Annotated in this window: 14 protein-coding genes; 9 read left to right on the forward strand and 5 right to left on the reverse strand. The window is 68.3% G+C overall.

The annotated features are described in order from the left end of the window. Positions 1 to 22 precede the first annotated feature (22 nt). From metG to nth, 8 genes are all read left to right on the forward strand, one after another. On the forward strand, positions 23 to 2,062 hold the full coding sequence (gene metG / locus U743_RS10270; protein ID WP_043767953.1) for a methionine--tRNA ligase: 2,040 nt from the start codon (positions 23 to 25) through the stop codon (positions 2,060 to 2,062). 151 nt (positions 2,063 to 2,213) lie between these two features. Then, the gene (gene rsxA, locus U743_RS10275) at positions 2,214 to 2,789 is read left to right on the forward strand and encodes an electron transport complex subunit RsxA (protein ID WP_043767957.1); all 576 of its coding nucleotides are present in this window, start codon (positions 2,214 to 2,216) and stop codon (positions 2,787 to 2,789) included. 804 nt (positions 2,790 to 3,593) lie between these two features. After that, a complete protein-coding gene (gene rsxB, locus U743_RS10280) occupies positions 3,594 to 4,151 on the forward strand; it encodes an electron transport complex subunit RsxB (RefSeq protein ID WP_043767960.1) in 558 nt (185 codons plus the stop codon). Further along, positions 4,148 to 6,514 carry an electron transport complex subunit RsxC gene (rsxC, locus tag U743_RS10285; RefSeq protein WP_052367892.1) on the forward strand — a complete coding sequence of 789 codons (2,367 nt, stop codon included), beginning with the start codon at positions 4,148 to 4,150 and terminating at the stop codon, positions 6,512 to 6,514. The genes rsxB and rsxC overlap by 4 nt, the downstream gene beginning before the upstream one ends. After that, positions 6,511 to 7,545 carry an RnfABCDGE type electron transport complex subunit D gene (locus tag U743_RS10290; protein WP_043767965.1) on the forward strand — a complete coding sequence of 345 codons (1,035 nt, stop codon included), beginning with the start codon at positions 6,511 to 6,513 and terminating at the stop codon, positions 7,543 to 7,545. Before rsxC ends, U743_RS10290 begins: the two co-directional genes overlap by 4 nt. After that, positions 7,542 to 8,204 carry an electron transport complex subunit RsxG gene (rsxG, locus tag U743_RS10295; protein ID WP_052367894.1) on the forward strand — a complete coding sequence of 221 codons (663 nt, stop codon included), beginning with the start codon at positions 7,542 to 7,544 and terminating at the stop codon, positions 8,202 to 8,204. The genes U743_RS10290 and rsxG overlap by 4 nt, the downstream gene beginning before the upstream one ends. Continuing rightward, positions 8,201 to 8,890: an electron transport complex subunit E gene (locus U743_RS10300; protein WP_043767968.1), complete on the forward strand. Its 690-nt coding sequence runs from the start codon at positions 8,201 to 8,203 to the stop codon at positions 8,888 to 8,890. The genes rsxG and U743_RS10300 overlap by 4 nt, the downstream gene beginning before the upstream one ends. Positions 8,891 to 8,906: 16 nt before the next feature. Continuing rightward, the gene (gene nth, locus U743_RS10305) at positions 8,907 to 9,545 is read left to right on the forward strand and encodes an endonuclease III (protein ID WP_043767971.1); all 639 of its coding nucleotides are present in this window, start codon (positions 8,907 to 8,909) and stop codon (positions 9,543 to 9,545) included. A gap of 3 nt (positions 9,546 to 9,548) precedes the next feature. Here the strand turns inward: nth and U743_RS10310 are convergent, their stop codons facing one another. Then, positions 9,549 to 11,342 carry a sensor histidine kinase gene (locus U743_RS10310; protein ID WP_043767974.1) on the reverse strand — a complete coding sequence of 598 codons (1,794 nt, stop codon included), beginning with the start codon at positions 11,340 to 11,342 and terminating at the stop codon, positions 9,549 to 9,551. A gap of 121 nt (positions 11,343 to 11,463) precedes the next feature. Further along, positions 11,464 to 12,117 carry a response regulator transcription factor gene (locus U743_RS10315; RefSeq protein ID WP_043767977.1) on the reverse strand — a complete coding sequence of 218 codons (654 nt, stop codon included), beginning with the start codon at positions 12,115 to 12,117 and terminating at the stop codon, positions 11,464 to 11,466. A gap of 162 nt (positions 12,118 to 12,279) precedes the next feature. Between U743_RS10315 and U743_RS10320 the strand changes: the two genes are divergently transcribed. Next, positions 12,280 to 13,245 (forward strand): hypothetical protein, encoded by a 966-nt coding sequence (locus U743_RS10320; RefSeq protein WP_156966407.1) that lies wholly within the window; start codon positions 12,280 to 12,282, stop codon positions 13,243 to 13,245. Between the two features lie 84 nt (positions 13,246 to 13,329). On the opposite strand, the gene U743_RS19785 is transcribed toward U743_RS10320, so the two are convergent. The 3 genes from U743_RS19785 to U743_RS10335 all read right to left on the reverse strand — a co-directional run bounded on the left by U743_RS19785 (position 13,330) and on the right by U743_RS10335 (position 18,285). Continuing rightward, positions 13,330 to 13,527, reverse strand: a complete 198-nt coding sequence (locus tag U743_RS19785; RefSeq protein WP_408607400.1) for a prepilin peptidase — start codon at positions 13,525 to 13,527, stop codon at positions 13,330 to 13,332. A 123-nt stretch (positions 13,528 to 13,650) separates the two neighbouring features. Then, the gene (gene purL / locus U743_RS10330) at positions 13,651 to 17,475 is read right to left on the reverse strand and encodes a phosphoribosylformylglycinamidine synthase (RefSeq protein WP_043767985.1); all 3,825 of its coding nucleotides are present in this window, start codon (positions 17,473 to 17,475) and stop codon (positions 13,651 to 13,653) included. A 30-nt stretch (positions 17,476 to 17,505) separates the two neighbouring features. After that, positions 17,506 to 18,285 (reverse strand): MBL fold metallo-hydrolase, encoded by a 780-nt coding sequence (locus U743_RS10335; protein WP_198022000.1) that lies wholly within the window; start codon positions 18,283 to 18,285, stop codon positions 17,506 to 17,508. Positions 18,286 to 18,287: the final 2 nt, after the last annotated feature.

The following is an 18,287-nucleotide window of genomic DNA, read 5'->3' on the forward strand; positions in this document are numbered from 1 at the left end:
TTCCCTCGCCGCATCGATAGCCATGGCGTCCGCGCAACGCGAGATTCTCGTCACCAACGCCCTGCCCTATGCCAACGGCCCGATCCACGTCGGGCATCTGGTGGGCTACATCCAGGCTGACGTCTGGGTGCGCTTCCAGCGCATGCGGGGCCACGACGTCCGCTACGTCTGCGCCGACGACGCCCACGGCACGCCCATCATGCTGGCCGCCGAAAAGACCGGGCAAACGCCGGAAGACTTCATCCGCGGCATCCAGGCCGAGCACGAGGCCGACTTCGAAGCCTTCGGCGTGGCCTTCGACCACTACCACTCGACGCATTCGGCCGAGAACCGCGAGCTTTCGGGGCGCATCTATGCTGCGCTGCGCGACGCCGGGCTGATCCGCACGCAGACCATCGAGCAGGCTTTCGACCCTGACAAGAACATGTTCCTGCCGGACCGCTACGTGCGCGGGGAGTGTCCGCGCTGTGGAGCGGCCGATCAGTACGGCGACAACTGCGAGGCCTGCGGCGCCACCTATACCCCCGAGGAGCTGAAGAACCCGGTATCGGCGGTCTCCGGCGCAAAACCCGAGTGGCGCCCCTCCGAGCACTACTTCTTCGAGCTGGCCAAGATGCAGCAGGCCATCCAGACCTGGATGGACGCCTCCGACACACAGCTGCAGCCGTCCGTGCGCGCCAAGCTCGGCGAATGGATGGGCGAAGACCTGAAGGCCTGGGACATCTCCCGCGATGCGCCCTATTTCGGCTTCGAGATTCCGGATGCCCCCGGCAAGTACTTCTACGTCTGGCTGGACGCGCCCATCGGCTACTTCGCCAGCCTGAAAGCGTTCTGCGAAACCAATGGTGACGACTTCGAGCGCTTCATCGCCAAGGACTCGCCGGTGGAAATGTGGCATTTCATCGGCAAGGACATCGTCAACTTCCACGGCCTGTTCTGGCCGGCCATGCTCGAAGGCACCGGCCTTCGCACACCGACGGCGCTCAACGTCAACGGTTATCTGACCGTCAACGGCGCCAAGATGAGCAAGTCGCGCGGCACCTTCATCCGCGCGGCCACCTGGCGCAAGCATGTCGATCCCGAGCTGCTGCGCTACTACTTCGCCGCCAAGCTCTCCGACGGCGTCGAGGACCTGGACCTCAACACCGAGGACTTCGTCGCGCGCATCAACAGCGACCTCGTCGGCAAGTACGTCAACATCGCCTCGCGCTGCGCCGGCTTCATCCAGAAACGCTTCGATGGCCGGCTGGCGCCGCGCTGCCACGACCCGGCATTGCTGGAACACCTGCGTTCTGAGGCTGATGCCATCGCCGCGAGCTTCGAGGCGCGCAACTTTTCAGCCGGCATCCGCCGCATCATGACTCTGGCCGACGAGGTCAACGAAGCCATCCAGCAGATCGCGCCCTGGAAGCTCGCCAAGCAGGAAGGTCAGGAACAGCTGCTGCACGAATGCTGCACGACCTTCCTCAACGCCTTCCGGCTGCTGACGCTGTATCTGACGCCCGTCATCCCCGGCATCTGCGCGCGCGCCCTCGCCTTCCTCAACGACGAGGCCGCACGCTGGGATGCGCTGGCCACTACCCTCACCGACCACGCCATCCGGCCCTACGAGCCACTGCTGACGCGGGTCGATACCAAGACCATGACCGCCATGACCGAAGACGCCCGCGCCGATCTCGAAGCCACTCCCGCCCCCGCCGCAGCTGCGCCACAGAAGGGCGAGCCGCAGGACGAGACCATCGACATCAAGGACTTCGCCAAGGTCGACCTGCGCGTGGCGAAGATCACCAGGGCCGAGCCCGTCGAGGGCGCCGACAAGCTGCTGCGGCTGACGCTGGATGTGGGTGCGCTGGGCGAACGCCAGATCCTCGCCGGCATCAAGGCCGCCTACGCCCCGGAAGACCTGGAAGGCCGGCTGACGGTCATCGTCGCCAACCTGGCGCCGCGCAAGATGCGCTTCGGCGTCTCCGAAGGCATGGTCACCGCCGCCAGCTTCGGCGACGGCAAGCCCTTCCTGCTGTCACCCGATTCCGGCGCCGAGCCGGGCATGCGCCTGGCCTGAGCGCGCCTGCGCCATCCGGACGACGCCGCGCGCCGATGCCGCGGCATAAGCTCATGGCAAGGCCTCAACCGCCATTGCAGCGGCGCTCGCGGCACGGGATCATTACCGGCTGCGCGCTACCCGCCGCGCCCATCCACTGCCCCTTCGAGCCTTGAGCGAATACCTGCTACTGCTGATCGGCGCCGTGCTCGTGCACAACTTCGTGCTCGTGCAGTTTCTCGGCCTGTGCCCCTTCATGGGCGTCTCGCGCAAGATCGAGTCCAGCCTGGGCATGGCGCTGGCCACGACCTTCGTGCTGACACTGTCTGCTGTGGTGACCTACCTGGTGCAGAGCCTGATTCTGGAGCCGTTGGGGCTGGAATACCTGCGCACCATCGCCTTCATCCTTGTCATCGCCGCGGTGGTGCAGTTCGTCGAGATGGTGGTCGAGAAAACCAGCCCCCTGCTCTACCAGGTGCTGGGCATCTATCTGCCTCTGATCACCACGAACTGCGCCGTGCTCGGCGTTGCCCTTCTCAATCTGCGTGAAGCCCACGACCTGCTGGAGTCCGCCATCTACGGCCTGGGTGCCGGGCTGGGCTTCTCGCTGGTGCTGGTGCTCTTCGCCGGCATTCGCGAGCGGCTGGCCGTGGCCGATATTCCGGAGGCCTTTCAGGGGGCACCGGTGGGGTTGATTACGGCCGGGGTGATGGCTTTGGCCTTTATGGGGTTTGGGGGGTTGGCGTGATGGTTATGGCTATTCGCACCCCGCTGATACCCGGCGCGCTTCGGGTTTCGCGCCGCGAAAGAACTGAGCGTCCTCGCTCAGTACGTTTCCCATTGGGAAGCGGCGTGCTAACGGGTTCCGCGCCTGAAACGGGCACGCTGCCGTTGAAGCGCCTCCGCGAGGCGCGGGTGACTTTTGTTCCGGCAAAAGTCACCAAAACCATGGTGCCCGCCGGGTGGCCTGCCGCGGCTGCGCCGCGGCAGGTCCCCGAGCCGGGCGACGTGCTCGGGGCACGCACGAACAGGCCATCCATGGCCTGGTCGCGCTCGCTCGGCATCCATGCCTCGCGACCCCTGCGCGCGACGCCCGCCTCGGCCACCCTCCAAGGGCACGTTTCTGAAACGGCTCGCCGCTCCGCGGCATCGCTGCCAAGGGCCGGGGCGTCTTCGTGCGATGTCGCGAAGCGACGAGCCGTTGTGCGCTCCCCTTGGTGGCGCGGCGGCTGGTGGCGCGCGCAGGGGAGGATCGGCCCGGACGGCCGATCCAGCCGTGACGGGACAGGATGTCCCTTCACGGCGGCCCCGAGCACGCCGCCAGCCGCCGGGACTCCGGTCCGCCAAAGGCGGGCCGGAGCGCCACCTCGGGGTGTCCTCTCTTTGGTTCCTTTCTCTGGACAAGCAGAGAAAGGAACCCGCGCCGGTCGTGCGGAAACATGCGGTAGCGCTGTGGTTCCGAGGCGCGGAACCCGCGAGCACGAGGTGCCATTCGAGCTGCTCGGCACTACGGAGGATCGTGCTGAAAGCCACATTCTTGGAGGCCCAAGCCATGCTTGAAGCCATCCTGGCCCTCGGCGGCCTCGCCGCGGCCTTCGGCATCGGCCTGGGCTTCGCCTCGCTGCGCTTCAAGGTCGAGGGCGACCCGCTGGTCGAGCAGATCGACGCCATCCTGCCGCAGACGCAGTGCGGCCAGTGCGGCTACCCGGGCTGCAAGCCCTACGCCAAGGCCATCGCCGCCGAGGAGGCGGACATCAACCAGTGCCCACCGGGCGGCGAGGAAGGCATCGTCAAGCTGGCCGAGCTGCTGGGCAAGGAGCCGAAACCGCTGAACCCGGAGAACGGCACGGCCAAGGAAGCCCCCACCGTCGCGCTCATCGACGAGGAGGTCTGCATCGGCTGCACCAAGTGCATCCAGGCCTGCCCGGTAGACGCCATCGTCGGCGCCGCGCAGCAGATGCACACCGTCATCGAGGATCACTGCACGGGTTGCGAGCTGTGTATCCCACCCTGCCCTGTGGACTGCATCACGATGGAGCCGGTGCAGCCGACGCAACAGACCTGGACCTGGCCGGCGCCGGACGCAGCCGAGCGGCGCGACGCGGCATGAGCGGTCCCACGCTGCTCCACCGGTCCGACTTCCCCGGCGGACTGCATCTCGAATACCACAAGGATCTCGTCGCCGGCGCGCCCATCGCCACGGCGCCGGTGCCGCCGGAGCTGGTGATCCCGCTCGCGCAGCACGTCGGCACACCCGCCGACCCGGTCGTGCAGGTCGGTCAGCACGTCAAGCGCGGCGAAGTGATCGGCCGCGCACACGGCTACATCTCGTTGCCAGTGCACGCGGCGAGCTCCGGCACCGTCACGGCCATCGAGGAGCGGCCGGTCGCGCATCCTTCTGGCATCCCGGCGCGTTGCGTGGTCATCGATACCGATGGCGAAGACGCCGCGGCGGAGCCCGAGTGGGAGACCATCGCCGATCCGGAAGCCGCCGAGCCGCATGTGTTGCGCGACATAGCGCGCGCCGCCGGCATCGCTGGTCTCGGCGGCGCCTCCTTCCCCGCTTTCGTCAAGCTCAACCCGGCCAAGCCGGTGGACGCGCTGATCATCAACGGCGCCGAGTGCGAGCCCTACATCGCCTGCGATCAGGCGCTGATGGCCGAAGACGCCGATCAGATCGTCGCCGGCATCCGCATCATGCTGCGCGCCCTCGACGCCCCGGAGTGCCTGATCGGCATCGAGGACAACAAGCCGCGGGCGATCGCCGCATTGACCGAGGCCGCCGCTTCGGATGCACGCATCACCGTGGTCACGGTGCCGACGCGCTACCCGCAGGGTGGCGAGAAGCAGCTGATCCAGACGCTCACCGGTCGCGAGGTGCCCAGCCAGGGCCTGCCGCTGGACATCGGCATCGTCTGCCAGAACCCCGGCACGGCGCGCGCCTTCTACCGCGCCGTCGTGCACGGCGAGCCGCTGATCGACCGCGTCATCAGCCTCACCGGCCTGGCCATGGCGCAGCCGCGCAATGTGCGCGCGCGCATCGGCACGCCGCTGGGCTGGCTCGCCGCACAGTTCGGCGGCTTCTCCGAAACACCCGGCCGGCTCGTCATGGGCGGACCGATGATGGGCATTCGCATCCCGGACGACGGCGGCGTGCCGCTGGTGAAGGCCTCCAACTGCCTGCTTGCGATGCGCGCCGAGGATGTGCGGCCGCCGGAGCCGGCCATGCCCTGCATCCGCTGCGGCGCCTGCGCCGACGTCTGCCCCGCCAAGCTGCTGCCGCAGCAGCTCTACTGGCACGCCAAGGCGCGCGAGTTCGACAAGGCGCAGCGCTACAACCTCTTCGACTGCATCGAATGCGGCGCCTGCGCGGCCGTCTGTCCCAGTCACATCCCGCTGGTGCAGTACTACCGCTTCGCCAAGACCGAGATCTGGGCCGAGGAGCGCGAGCGCCTGGCCGCCGACGCCGCGCGCGTGCGCCACGAGGAGCGCCAGCGGCGCATGGAACGCGAGGCTGCCGAGAAGGAAGCTGCCCGCGCCGCGCGCAAGAAGAAGGCGAGCGGTGGCAGCGCCGCCGATGACGACCCCATAGCGCGCGCCAAGACCGCCGCGGCCGAGCGCCGCAAGGCCAAGGACGAAGGCGAGCAGTCGGCGCCGCAAGCGGATGACCCTGTCGCCCGTGCCAAGGCGGCAGCTGCGGCTCGCAAGCAGCAGAAGGCTGAGACGGAAGCCGAGCCGCTGTCCAGCGACAACGCACAGCCCGCCGAAGCCGACGAGAACGATCCGGTCGCACGCGCCAAGGCCGCTGCCCAGGCACGCAAGGCGGCGCAAGCTGAAGCCACCACGTCGAGCGACTCGGCGCCGGAGACCAGCAGCGACAGCGAAGAAGACCCCGTCGAGAAGGCCAAGGCAGCAGCGCGAGCGCGGAAGGCCGCACGCAAAGCTGCCGCGGAAGACTCGACCGGCGACGCGGCAACCGACCCGGTGGAAAAGGCAAAGGCCGCCGCCCGCGCACGCAAGGCAGCCCAATCCGAGGGCACCACGTCGAGCGAAGCAGCGCCGGAGGCCGGCGGCGACAGCGAGGACCCCGTCGAGAAAGCCAAGGCAGCGGCACGCGCGCGAAAGGCAGCGCGCGAAGCTTCCGCGCAAGACTCGGCCGGCAACGCCGACAGCGATCCGGTGGAGAAGGCAAAGGCCGCCGCCCGCGCACGCAAGGCAGCCCAAGCCGAGGGCGCCACGTCGAGCGACGCGGCGCCGGCGGCGAGCGACGGCAACGAGGATCCCGTCGAAAAGGCCAAAGCGGCGGCGCGTGCGCGCAAGGCCCAGAAGCAAGCCGCCGAGGCGACGCCGGCCCCGGCGCCCGAGGGCGGCGACGACACGCCGGCCGAGGACGATTCGGTGGCGCGCGCCATCGCCGCCGCCAAGGCGAAGAAGGCCGCGCGCAAGGCCGACGACGAAGGCGGCGAAGCATGAGCGCGGTCTCCTCGCCTCATCTGCCGGTACGCCGCAGCGTCGGCGGCGTCATGGCGCGCGTTCTGGCTGCGCTAGTGCCCGGCATCGTCGTCTACGTGCTGCTCTTCGGGCCCGGCGTGCTGCTCAATATCGCGCTCGCCGCCGGCGCCTGCCTTGCCACCGAAGCCGCCTGGCTCGCTGCGCGTGGGCGTCGGCTGCGCGCGCAGCTCAAGGACAACACGGCGCTGGTCACCGGCGTGCTGCTGGCGCTGGCGCTGCCGCCGCTGACGCCGTGGTGGATTCCCGTTCTGGGCGGCGCCTGCGCCATTCTGCTGGGCAAGCAGATCTACGGCGGGCTGGGCGCCAATCCGTTCAATCCCGCCATGCTGGGCTACGTCGTGCTGCTCGTGTCCTGCCCGCTGCAGCTGTCACTGTGGCCCGCGATGGCGCCGACCTGGGAGGCACCGGCCGACAGCTTCCAGCAACTGGCCCTTGCCTTCTCGAGTGACTGGGCGACGCGCATGGACGCCATCAGCAGCGCCACCGCCCTGGACGCGCTGCGCAGCGGCCTTGCCGACGGCCTCAGTCGCAGCGAACTCGCCGCCGGCGCAGTGGCCGATCTCTTCGCGCGCGGCCACGCCTGGATCGCGCTGGCCTGGCTGGCGGGCGGGTTGTGGCTTCTGCACCAGAAGCTCATCGCCTGGCAGATCGTGCTCGGCGTGCTTGCCGGCGCCGCACTCTTCGCACTGCCCTTCTGGGCGCTGGACCCGGGCCGCTTCGCGTCACCCGCCTTCCACCTGCTGGCCGGCGCGACGCTGCTCGGCGCCTTCTTCATCGCCACGGACCCGGTCTCGGCGGCAACCACGCACAAGGGGCGGCTCTACTACGGGCTGGCCATCGGTGCGCTGACGGTGATCATCCGTACTTGGGGCAACTATCCGGACGCCGTCGCCTTCGCGGTGCTGCTGCTTAACCTCTGCGTACCCATCATCGACCAGTACACGCAGCCGCGCATCTACGGCGGCCAGCGCGGCGCCGAGGGCGGACCATGACGCTGCTCAAGCAGATGGCCGTTTCGGGTGCGCTGCTGGCGGCCTTCGCAGTGGTGGGAGCTGCACTTCTGGCCGGTTCGCACGCGGTCACCGAGCCGCGCATCGAAGCCAACGTCCGAGCCACGCTGGAACGACAGCTGCAGGAAGTGCTGCCGACCGGCGATTTCGAACAGGCCGTGAGCGCCAGCGCCGAGCGGCTGGAAGCGCCCGAGCATCTGCAGGCTCTCGGCACGCGCAAGCCCGTGACGCTCTATCGCGCCCGTCGCGACGGCGAAACCGTGGCGGCGGTCTTCGACGTCACGACACCGGAGGGCTATAGCGGCGACATCCGCCTGCTTGTCGGCGTGCACCGCAACGGCACCGTCACCGGCGTGCGCGCGGTCGCGCATCGCGAGACGCCGGGCCTCGGCGACAAGATCGATACCGCCAAAAGCGACTGGATCAAGACCTTTTCCGGCCGCTCGCTGGGCGACCCGCCTGCCGAGGACTGGCAGGTCGCGCGCGACGGCGGCGCCTTCGATCAGTTCTCCGGCGCCACCATCACGCCGCGATCGGTGGTTCGCCAGGTCGCGCGCGTGCTGAGCTTTGCTCAGGAGCGACACGAGCGCATCTACGATACCCGTGGCAATGCCAATGCCCCGCAGACGGATCCGACATGAGCTACGCGAAGATCGCCCACGAGGGCCTCTGGAAGAACAATCCGGCGATGGTGCAGCTGCTCGGGCTGTGCCCGCTGCTGGCAACCTCGTCGACGGTCATCAACGCCACCGGGATGGCGCTGGCCACCCTCTTCGTGATCCTGTTCACGAATGTGCTGATCTCGGCCATCCGCGCGCATACGCGCAAGGAGATCCGCATTCCGGTCTTCGTCATGATCATCGCCGCGGCGGTCACGGCCGTGGAGCTGTTCATGAATGCCTGGCTGCACGAGCTCTATCTGCGGCTGGGTATCTTCATCCCGCTGATCACGACCAACTGCATGATCCTCGGCCGCGCCGAAGCCTTTGCCTCCAAGAACGCGATCCCGCGCGCGGCCTTCGACGGGCTGATGATGGGCGCCGGCTTCGGGCTGGTGCTCATCGCCCTGGGTGCGCTGCGAGAGGCCATCGGCCAGGGCACGCTGCTGGCCGGCGCCGAGCTGCTCTTCGGCGCAGCTGCGGCAAGCTGGGAGCTGCGGCTGATTCCGGGCTTCGAGGGCTGGCTGCTGCTGGTTCTGCCGCCGGGCGCCTTCATCGGCCTCGGCCTGCTGGTCGCGGCCAAGCAGTGGCTGGACCTGCGCGCCGAGCGGCGTGCACCAGCCGCTGCGGCGCCGGAGGCCACGGCCGAAGCCGAGGCCGTGCAATAGAGCGGCGGGCCGGCGCATGAACAAGGCCAAGCGCACCGCCATATTCGAGCGCCTGCGCGCCGAGAAGCCGGCGCCGACCACCGAGCTGCGCTACGACACGCCCTTCGAGCTGCTGGTGGCGGTCGTGCTCTCGGCGCAGGCCACCGATGTCGGCGTCAACAAGGCCACTGCAAAGCTGTACCCGGTGGCCAACACGCCTGAGGCGATTCTCGCCCTGGGCGAGGAAGGCCTGCGCGACTACATCAAGACCATCGGCCTCTACCGCGCCAAAGCCGCCAACATCATCAAGCTGTGCCGCATGCTGATCGAGCAGCACGACAGCGAAGTGCCACGCTCGCGCGAGGCGCTGGAGGCCCTGCCCGGCGTCGGTCGCAAGACCGCCAACGTCATCCTCAACACTGCCTTCGGCGACCCCACCATCGCAGTGGACACGCACATCTTCCGGCTGGCCAATCGCACCGGCCTAGCGCCCGGCAAGAACGTCCGTGAAGTCGAGGACAGACTCACCCGGCTGACGCCGCGGGAATTCCTCAAGGACGCGCATCACTGGCTGATCCTGCACGGGCGCTACGTCTGCAAGGCGCGCAAGCCGGAGTGTCCCGGCTGCTGCATCGCCGATCTCTGCGAGTACCGCGACAAGACGACGGCCGCGTAGCGCTCAGGTAGCTGCCAGCGTGTGCACCGGCAGCTCGATGCAGATATCCGTACCTATGCCAAGGCGGCTCTGCACACGCAGGCGCCCGCCCAAGGCCTCGGCCCGGTAGCGCATGTTGTCCAGCCCCTTGCCCCCACACACCTCACCGTTCACGCGCAGCGCAAAGCCACTGCCGTTATCAGCAACGCGGATCTCCACGCTTTGCGGCTCGCCAGCGTCATCGCAGTGGGCCCGCGTGCTGAGCCAGACGCAATCCGCGCCCGCATGCTGGATGACGTTGCTCAGCGCCTCCTGGACAATGCGCAGCACGTGCAGCGCCTGAGGCGCGCGCAGCCAGTCCAGCGGCGGAAGTTCCGAGACTTCCCACTCCATGGCAATCCCCGCCTCGCGCAGCTGCGGGGTCAGGCGATAGCGCAAATTACCCAGCAGGCTGGGCAGGTCGCCATCGACCGGCTCCAACGAATCCACCGTCAGCTTCAGATCGGCGATGGAGCGACGCAACGCCTTGGAGGCGGCGGAATCGCGCGACTCGGCCGACTCCACCGCCGCCAGCGTCGCCACCAGATCCGCGCCGATACCGTCGTGAATTTCGCGCATCAGGCGCTGACGTTCATCGGCCAGCACCTGTTCGCGCCCCATGACTTCCAAGCGCTGAAAGCTCTCCTCCAGCGCCTGCTGGCGCTCCTGCACGCGCGCCTCAAGCGTTTCGTTCATGGCCTCGAATTCGCGCAGCGACTGCACGTAGCGCGCGCCCAGCGCCAGCGTGAAGCTGAGGAACATCAGCACCGCACCGATGGGCATGATGTAGGGACGCTCAATGGATATCAGGTGCGCCATGATCAGCAGATCGTGCGCGCCGGCGACGACCGTGGCGAGATAGCCGAATGCCAGCAGTACCGGCGGCGCTTCCCGATCCCGCCAGGCGCGCTGCAGCAGCAACGCCGCCGTGAAGCTGGCCAGCGGGATCAGCCCCAGGAATATCCAGGGCGCCGCCTCGTAGGCGGAATAGCCGATGCCGGGCATGACCAGCAGGCTGGTGACTACAGCGACCGCCACCAGCAAGCGCGTCAGCCAGCGACGCTGCATGCCGTAGTAGTGGAAGGCGAAGAGGAAGAGAAAAACCATCGCCCATGGCAGCGAGATGGTGGTGAGCCACCAGAAGACCTCGGGTGAGATCGGCGGCACGGTCAGAAAGTAGTGCAGCAAGCGGAAGGAAAAGACGGCCGCACCCAGGCCGAGCAGCAGATGCAGCGTCTCGGCCGGCCGCACTGCCCAAACGCCGAGCGAGAACAAGGCCAGCCCGCCCAGCATCCACGCGCCGGCCTGCGGCGTGCCCACGCGCAGGAAGAAGCTGCCGTCGTAACGGTCGCGCAAGGCTTCGGGCGTGCCCACCATCAGGCGTGACATGGCCAACGAGCCGGTGAAGGGCGCATCCAAACCGACCAGAACCTCGTTGGCTCCGGGCTGCAACGCGATAGGGGGAATGACGCTCCACAGCGGCCGATTCCAGGCGTGCTCGACGCGATCCGGCTGGACATAACTGCGATCCACCATCGAACCGTTGACGTATATGCGCGCGCGATCGGCAATGCGCGGCGAATAAAGTGCCAGCGAACGACTGGGCAGACCGCGCACCTGAAAGCGGAATCGGTACCAGTGCACCGGCGCCGCCGAGGTGCCGTGCGGACGCTCGCCGAGCCGGCTTCCCTCGTGCCGGAGCGTCGCATCGGCGTCGGGCAGTCGCACCGGATTCCAGCCGGAAGTCAGCAGGGGCGTCTGGTCCTGCGGGGTGACCACCCAGTCGGCCGTATCCAGCTGGATGGGTGCGTCGAAGGGGTCTTGCGATACCGCCCCAACCTGCAGCGCGACAGCCAGGAAACCGAGCGCTAGAAGCAGCAGCGCCCCGTGCAGCGGGCTATCAGGAAAGCAGGCCCATGCGTTGCGCCTCGAAGACGGCCTCGCCGCGCGAGCGAACCTGGAGCTTTTCGTAGAGGCGCTTGACATAGGTTCCGACCGTGTGCGGCGAGACTTCCAGCAGGCGCGCGATCTCCTGATAGGCGAATCCGCGCGACAGCAGGTTCAGCACTTCATTCTCGCGCGGCGAGAGAATCGACGCCGCCGCCTCGCCCCCGGCGCCGTTGGCCGGCGGTTGCAGGCGTTGCAGCAGCTGACGCGCAATGATCGGCGTGATGGGCGAGCCGCCCGCCCGCAGATCGAGGATCGAGCCGACGTAATCCGTATCGCTGTCGTCCTTGAGCAGATAGCCCGTCGCACCGGCCTCGATACTGGCCAGGACGTTGCGCTGATCGCCGAACACCGTGACTACCATGATGTCGCACTGCGGATGAAGCCGGTGCGCGCGCTCTATGACCGTGATGCCACTGGCGTCCGGCAGGCCCAGATCGACCAGCAGCACATCCGGTGCCTGCGCCTCAACTGCGGCGATGCCCTGCGCAGCCGTGGCGGCCCACTCGATCACCGTTATGGCATCGCTGTTCGCGAAGGCAGCCTGAAGCCGATCGCGCATGCGCGGATCGTCCTCCACCACCACCAGCGAGATTGTCCCAACCATGCACCGATTGTGCGGGCGCGACGAGCGAAGGGGAAGCGCCTGCAAGCTCCCCCGGCGTCCCGCACTTTCGGTACGCCTGATCGTGGCCCTCGTTCTACACTGGCTTCATCGGGCTGGCGCGTCCCGCGCTGCACCGGTAACACGAACCCTATGGAGGCCAACATGAGCACACGAGTCTGGTCAGGCATTCTGATCGCCTGCAGCAGCATCGCCCTCTTCGGATGTGGCGGCGGCGGAGGTGGCGGCGGCGCCACCAGCACCGAGAAAGCAGCCGCGGCCGGCGTGACCGCAAAGCTGGCCGCCAAATTCGGGCAGATCGCCAGCGATCAGGTCGACGACGAGAGCTCAACGCAGTCGCTCAGCACCAAGCAGGTTGAGTCCTGCGGCCAGAGCGGCACCCGGAACGAAACCAGCGGCTCGCGCAGCTCTCCCTTCCTGTCTTCGAACATCACGACAGAGCGTACGGTCGCCAACGATTGCCGAACCTCTGAGTCGGGAGATGGCTTCTCTTCCAGCTCGCGTGAAGACGGCATCCAAGAGTTCGGCGAGGCCGAGGGCGGCGCCGTCAGCTATTTGCGCGCCAGCGACATCGATGACGACCCGGCAACCGGTGGGCCTTTCATCCTCGAAGCCTCGGGCTCCGGCGGTGGCCAGCAGTTCAACCTCAGTGCACGCTTCCAGGGCGAGTTGAACATCTGCGAAGGCTGTTCCAGCCCCACCCAGGGTGGCACTCAGGAGCTGCTGGGCTACTTCAGCTTCCAGATCTCGGGCAATCAAGCACCCAACTTTTCCGCCTCATTCGGTGACGGTCCGGACGCTCCCATCGCGCTTATCACGACAGAGGCCGGATCAACCACCACAACGAGCATCGATGGTCGCTTCGGGTTCGACGACGGTAGCGATTGCAACTTCAACGCCGACTACGACACGATCTCGCCCATCATCACCGAGAACGACACCGGGCGCACCACCGGTGGCGAGCTGGATGTGAGCATTGATGGGGGTGAGTCCGTTCGTGTTGTCTTCAACAGCGATGGCAGCGCCACGATCAATGGCGAAACCTTCACCGCCGAGGAACTGGCCGCGCTGGAAGACGACTGCGCCAGCGTGCTGGAAGACGAGGAGTAAGGCGCCTGACGGGAGCCCTATCCCACCAGGAATGGTTTTGATCGCCCGCGCACTGCGCGGGCGATTTCGTTCCAACGCCGCGCCTCAAATCAAAAGCAGCAACCCGAGCATCCCCGTCGCCCCGAGAGCGAAGCCCAGCACCTCGACCGCCAGAAGTCGAAGGCGAAGACGCGCACCGCAGCAACGCGCTTTACCGTCGAGCCGCAGCCAAGCGACGATAGGAATCTGATCACCCGGTGACAGCGGGCGCCGGCAGGCATCGCAGTGCGCGGGCTGACGCATGGCACGCCAGAGACCGACGCGCTTGATGGCTTCGTGCCGGTCAAGGCCACGCTGAATCCAGGAAGCAGCCAACGCACCGAGGGCGCCACCGAGAAGGAAGAAAATCACCAAGCGGAGCACGACCTAGCCCACCCAGCGCCGCGCGTTGCGGAAGATCTGCATCCAGGGCGTGAAGCGGCTGTCTCGACGCGGCCACCAGGAACCGGTGGTACCGGCGACAGTGCGTTCGGGATGCGGCATGAGGATGGTCACCCGGCCGTCGGCGTTGCAGACACCGGTCAAGCCTTGCGGCGAGCCGTTGGGATTCACCGGATAGCGCTCGGCCGGACTGCCGTCCGCAAAACCGTAGCGCATGACGACCTGCCGGCCGCGGTCGAGCTGCTGCAGCGCGGCCTTATCCAGCACCATGCGCCCTTCGCCGTGCGCCACGGCCACCGGCAGCATGGCGCCGGCCATACCGTCGAAGAAGAGCGAACGCGTCTCGGGCACGAGAATCTGGCTCCAGCGCGCCTCGAACTGCTCCGAGGCATTGACCGCCAGGCTCGGCCAGTTCTCGCTGCCGGGAATGATCTCGGCCAGCGCCGCCAGCATCTGGCAGCCATTGCAAACGCCGAGCGCGAAGCGCGAATCATCGGCGAAGAAGTCGGCGAACTGCTGCCGCACAGCCTCGTGGAAGAGCACCGATCGCGCCCAGCCCTGCCCCGCGCCCAGGACGTCGCCGTAGGAGAAACCACCGCAGGCGACCAGCCCCTGGAAATCGGAGAGATCACGCGCGCCGGCAAGCAGCTCGCTCATATGTACATCCACCGGCTCGAAGCCGGCAGCATCGAAGGCCCAGGCCATCTCGACGTGACCGTTGACGCCCTGCTCGCGCAGGATGGCGACGCGCGGCCGCCGCAGGGCCAGCGCCGGCACAGCCTCGATGGGCTCCTCGTCGATGATGACGCGCAGCGGCTCGCGGTCGCCGCGCTGCTGCTGCTCGGTATCGGCCGCTGCGGGCTGGTCGCGCAGCCGCGCCATGGCGTGCGTGGTCTCGCTCCAGACGGCTTCCAGCCCAGCCAACTCGCTGTCGAGAAGGGTCGACTCGCCGTGGGTGATGCGCAGCCGGTCGGCGGCCATGGGGGCTCCGATATCGGTGACGCGGCAACCCGGCAAGCGCTCGCACAGCAGCGGCGCATCCACCGCGTGCACCTGCACGACCCAGCCCAGCTCCTCGCAGAAGGCGCTCGCCACCGGGTCCGCGTGCAGGTCCTGCAGTTGCGCGTTGACACCGACGCGACCTGCAAATGCCATTTCCGCCAGCGTGGCGAGCAGGCCGCCATCCGAGCGGTCGTGGCAGGCCAGGATGCGCCCCTCGCGGATCAGCACGCTCAGGCCCTCGAAGGCGCCGCGCAATGCCGCGGGATCGTCGACGTCGGGCGGCGTCTCGCCCAGCGCCTCATAGCACTGCGCCAGAATGCTGCCACCCAGCCGCGCCTGACCGGCGCCGGGTTCGACGAGCAACAGCCGCGTGCCGGACTCGCGCACCAACTGCGGGGTGACGTGCACGCGCACATCCGGGACGGGTGCGAAGGCGCTGACGATGAGCGAAACCGGTGCGGTCTGCGCGCAATCGGTGCCCTCGCTGTCGCGCCAGACGCTCTTCATGGACAGCGAGTCCTTGCCCACAGGAATGGCCAGGCCGAGGTGCGGGCACAGCTCGGCACCGACAGCGCGCACGGCGTCATACAGCCGCGCGTCTTCATCAACATTGCCGCAGGCGGCCATCCAGTTGGCCGACAGGCGCACGTCGGTGATCTGCGCCGGCGCCGCCGAGGCCAGGTTGGTCAGTGCCTCACCCACCGCCATGCGCGCGGCAGCGGCTGAATCCAGAATCGCGCATGGCGCGCGCTCACCCATGCTCATGGCCTCGCCGGTGGTGGCCGTGAAGCCGGTGGCGGTGATGGCGTTGTCGGCCACCGGCACCTGCCAGGGCCCGACCATCTGGTCGCGCACGGTCAGGCCACCCACCGTTCGGTCGCCGATGGTAATGAGGAAGTCCTTGGCCGCGACGCTGGGATGTCGCAGCACACGCAGCGCCGCGTCCTCGAAATCGATGCCGTCGGTGGCGAAGCCATCGCGCGGTGACGGCTGGCGCGCCGTCTCGCGATGCATGCGCGGCGTCTTGCCCAGCAGCACCGGCATCGGCATGTCGATGGCGGTGACGCCGTCCGGGGCGGCCACGTGCAACTGCGGCTCGGCCGTGGCCGTTCCGACCATTGCCATCGGGCAACGCTCGCGCTCACAGAAAGCTTCGAGACGCGGCAGCGCTTCGCGCGCCACTGCCAGCACGTAGCGCTCCTGCGACTCGTTGCACCAGATTTCCATCGGCGACAGCGCCGGATCGGCGCAGTGCACATCGGCCAGACGAAACTGTCCACCGCGGCCGTCGGCATCGATCAGCTCGGGCAGCGCGTTGGACAAGCCACCGGCGCCGACATCGTGGATGGAGACGATGGGGTTGGCCTCACCGGCAGCCCAGCAGGCGTCGATGACTTCCTGGCAGCGCCGCTGCAATTCCGGATTGGCGCGCTGCACGGAGGCGAAGTCCAGTGCGACGTCACCGCTGCCGGTGGCGCGGCTGGAGGCCGCACCACCGCCGAGGCCGATCAGCATGGCAGGCCCGCCCAGTACCACCAGCGCGGCGTCCACCGGCACCTCGGCCTTGTGGACATCGGCTTCGCGGATATTGCCGTAGCCGCCGGCAATCATGATGGGCTTGTGATAGCCGCGCCGGCGACCGTCGGCGGTGATCTGCTCAAAGCAGCGGAAGTAGCCGGTCAGATTGGGGCGGCCGAACTCGTTGTTGTAGCGCGCGGCGCCGATGGGGGCTTCCAGCATGATCTGCAGCGGCGAAGCCATGTTGGCCGGCGCGCTGTCCTCGGCCTCCCAGGGGCGCGGCAGCTGCGGGATGCGCAGCTGCGACACCGAAAAGCCGCAAAGCCCCGCCTTCGGCCGCGCGCCGCGGCCGGTGGCCGCCTCGTCGCGGATCTCGCCGCCGCTGCCGGTGGCTGCCCCCGGATCGGGAGAAATGCCGGTGGGGTGGTTGTGCGTCTCCACCTTCATGAGTAGGTGCACCGGCTCGATCACCCCCTGCCAGGCGCCGTCGGTGTCGCGCAGGTAGCGCATGGCTTCGTGCCCGGCGACCACCGCCGCGTTATCGCGATAGGCCGACAGTACGCCTTCGGGCGTGGCCGCATGCGTCATGCGGATCATCTCGAAGAGGCTGTGCGGCTGCTCGGCACCGTCGATCGTGAAGCTGGCGTTGAAGATCTTGTGCCGGCAGTGCTCGGAGTTGATCTGCGCGAACATCATCAGCTCGGCGTCGCTGGGATCGCGGCCCGCCTCGGCGTAATGCGCGGCGAGGTAGTCGATCTCCTCTTCCGACAGCGCCAGCCCCCAGTCGGCATTGGCGCGCGCCAGCGCCGTCCGGCCTTCGGCGGCGAAGGGCACCGTCACCAGCGGCCGCGGCTCCGGCGCCGCGAAGAGCGCATCCAGCTCGGCCGGGTCGGCGAGCAGGCTCTCGGTCATGGGATCGAAGAGCAGGCGCTGGGCGGCCGCGGGAAGGGCGCCATCGCCGAGGCCCTCGATCAGGCGCGCACGCTCGATGCGGCGGGCGGCCAGCCCGCAGACGCGGGCGATATCGGTGGCCTTGCTGCTCCAGGGCGACAGCGTGCCGATGCGCGGCGTGGCAATGCGGCAGCGCGCCGGCAGCGCCGCGCGCTCGATGGGTTCCGGCCCGCCGAGCAGGGCACGCAGGGCCTCGGTCTCGCCTTCACCGCCGTCGACGAGAAAGAGCTCGCGCAGCCGCAGGGCCTCCGGCGCGGCGCCGGCAGCGCGCAGCTGCTCAGCCAGGGCGTCGCGGCGGAAGTCGGAGAGGGCCGAAGGGCCCAGGAAGATCTGCGGCATGCCGTTTCCTCGTTCAGACCGCGCCAGCGGTCATTGAATGCCACGCCATTCGTGGCCGTGCTCCTGATGCGCCACGCCCGGCCAGTCGGCCGGGCAGCGCAGTGCCTCGACCACGGCCGCACGGGCGTGGTCCGGGGTGTTGTTGTGCTCGGAGAGGTGCGTCAGCACCAGATGCTGCAGGCGCGAGCAATCCATGCCGGCGAGCAGCCCGGCCGACTGCGCATTCGACAGATGACCGAGATTGCCGCCGACGCGCGCCTTGAGCATCGGCGGATACGGCCCCTCGGCGAGCATGGCCTCGTCGTGATTGCACTCCAGCGCCAGCGCGTCGACGCCGTCGAGGCAGGCGCGCATGTGCGGCGTGATGTGGCCGGCGTCGGAGAGCACGCCCAAGCGGTGTACGCCATCGCTGAAGACGAACTGGCAGGGCTCGCGCGCGTCGTGCGGCACCGGCACCGGCTGGATTTCGAGGTTGCCGATGGCGAAGCGCGTGTGCGGATCGAAGAGCGAGACTTCCGGCATGGTCGCGGCCATGCGCTGCGGCACGGCGGCGCGCGTGCCCGGCGTCATCCAGAGCGCGATGCCGTGGCGACGCGCCAGCGGTCCGACCCCGCGCAGATGATCGCCGTGCTCGTGCGTGACGAGAATGGCATCCAGCGCCCTGGCCTCGACGCCCAATCGCCCCAGGCGCGCTTCGGTGTCGCGGATGCTGAAACCGCAATCGACCAGAACCCGTGTGCTGCCACACTCGACGAGCGTGGCGTTGCCCCGACTGCCGCTGCCCAGAAGCGCGAAGCGCAGGCCGGGCACGG

The organism is Algiphilus aromaticivorans DG1253 (assembly GCF_000733765.1).
Lineage (GTDB): Bacteria > Pseudomonadota > Gammaproteobacteria > Nevskiales > Nevskiaceae > Algiphilus > Algiphilus aromaticivorans.

What these genes read in the sequence shown, in the direction of transcription:
- U743_RS10300 (WP_043767968.1), top strand. Translation starts at nt 8,201, where the DNA reads ATGAGCTACGCGAAGATCGCCCACGAGGGCCTCTGGAAGAACAATCCG.
- rsxG (WP_052367894.1), top strand. Translation starts at nt 7,542, where the DNA reads ATGACGCTGCTCAAGCAGATGGCCGTTTCGGGTGCGCTGCTGGCGGCC.
- metG (WP_043767953.1), top strand. Translation starts at nt 23, where the DNA reads ATGGCGTCCGCGCAACGCGAGATTCTCGTCACCAACGCCCTGCCCTAT.
- purL (WP_043767985.1), bottom strand. Translation starts at nt 17,475, where the DNA reads ATGCCGCAGATCTTCCTGGGCCCTTCGGCCCTCTCCGACTTCCGCCGC.
- U743_RS19785 (WP_408607400.1), bottom strand. Translation starts at nt 13,527, where the DNA reads ATGCGTCAGCCCGCGCACTGCGATGCCTGCCGGCGCCCGCTGTCACCG.
- rsxB (WP_043767960.1), top strand. Translation starts at nt 3,594, where the DNA reads ATGCTTGAAGCCATCCTGGCCCTCGGCGGCCTCGCCGCGGCCTTCGGC.
- rsxC (WP_052367892.1), top strand. Translation starts at nt 4,148, where the DNA reads ATGAGCGGTCCCACGCTGCTCCACCGGTCCGACTTCCCCGGCGGACTG.
- U743_RS10315 (WP_043767977.1), bottom strand. Translation starts at nt 12,117, where the DNA reads ATGGTTGGGACAATCTCGCTGGTGGTGGTGGAGGACGATCCGCGCATG.
- U743_RS10320 (WP_156966407.1), top strand. Translation starts at nt 12,280, where the DNA reads ATGAGCACACGAGTCTGGTCAGGCATTCTGATCGCCTGCAGCAGCATC.
- nth (WP_043767971.1), top strand. Translation starts at nt 8,907, where the DNA reads ATGAACAAGGCCAAGCGCACCGCCATATTCGAGCGCCTGCGCGCCGAG.
- U743_RS10290 (WP_043767965.1), top strand. Translation starts at nt 6,511, where the DNA reads ATGAGCGCGGTCTCCTCGCCTCATCTGCCGGTACGCCGCAGCGTCGGC.